Below are 1,271 nucleotides of genomic sequence, written 5' to 3' on the forward strand. Positions count from 1 at the left end.
ATCTCCAGGGACAAGATCCGGCGGTGGTCGACGGCGGTTTTCGAGGGCGATATCGAGCGGAGCCTGTTTCCGCGGCAGGCTAGGGCTATGACACATCCCGGGAGGCGAGCCTGGTTGGAACAGCAGCGGGCCAGAGAACGAGCAGCGCATGAGGCCGAGGTGGAGCGGTTGAACGCGCGGGTCCAGGAGCTGGAGGCGGTGAACCAGGCGCTGGGAAAAGCTATCGGGCTCTTGCACTCGATCAGCGAGCAGGAGCCCGACGAGAACCCGAAACCGACCGATCTGCCCGATTCTTGACCGGGGAAGCCGACCTCGTCATCGAACTGACCGCGATCACCGGCTCGCAGCGGCAAGCGTTGCAGCTGGCCGGGCTGTCCCGATCGACGTGGCATTACCGCCGCAACCCGCGCCCGCGGGTGGCTGACCCGGTCCCGCAGAAAGCGCGGGCGTATCCGTCTCGGCTCAACGATCTGGACCGCGCCCGGATCGCCCAGTTAGTGACCGCCGGGTGGGAGCAGGGCGTGTCGGTGGATCACGCCTTCGCGACCGCCTGGGATGACGGGATGATGCTCGCCTCCCGCCGGTCCTGGTGGCGGATCGCCGCCGGGATCACGGATCAGTCCGCCCGGCCGGTGGTCCCGACCCGCCGCCAGAGCAAGACGCCGCGAGTGGCGCCGGTGCTGGAAGCGACCGGCCCCGGGCAAGTGTGGTCGTGGGACATCACCGACCTGGCCAGCCCCTGGCGGGGCGTGTCGTTCAAGGCCTACTCGATCATCGATATCTACTCCCGCAAACTCGTCGGCTACCGGGTCGAGGACCGCGAGGTCGACGTCCTCGCTGCCGAGATGTTCCAGGACGCGTTCGCCCGCCACGGTGTCCCGGACGGTGTTCATGCCGACTCCGGGCCGGCGATGCGCTCCAACATCCTCAAAGACCTCCTCGAACAGCACGGGGTGACCCGAACCCATAACCGTCCCCGGGTCTCCAACGACAACCCGTTCTCCGAGTCCGAGTTCCGCACCATGAAATACCGCCCCAACTACCCCGGCATCTTCGACACGATCGAGCAAGCCCGGGCGTTCATGGACACCTACGTGCCCTGGTATAACCAGCACCACAAACACTCCGGCATCGCCCTGTTCTCACCCGACCAGGTCCACGACGGCAGCTGGCACCGCCACTGGCAACACCGCCACAACGTCCAACACGCCTACTACCAAGCCCACCCCGAACGCTTCCGCCACCACCCCAACACCCCAAAGCCAGCCGGC

1 protein-coding gene and 1 pseudogene are annotated in these 1,271 nt (G+C 66.7%); both read left to right on the plus strand.

All coding sequences use genetic code 11. From position 1 onward, the window contains the following. Positions 1–297 (plus strand): annotated as a pseudogene (locus BM287_RS17995) (hypothetical protein); the annotation flags it as partial. Further along, the coding region (locus BM287_RS17400; protein WP_090042300.1) for a DDE-type integrase/transposase/recombinase at positions 294–1,271 on the plus strand (978 nt) is incomplete at its 3' end. The pseudogene BM287_RS17995 and the gene BM287_RS17400, both read left to right, overlap by 4 nt.

Source organism: Leifsonia sp. CL147, from assembly GCF_900114565.1.
In the GTDB taxonomy this organism is placed as follows: Bacteria; Actinomycetota; Actinomycetes; order Actinomycetales; family Microbacteriaceae; genus Leifsonia.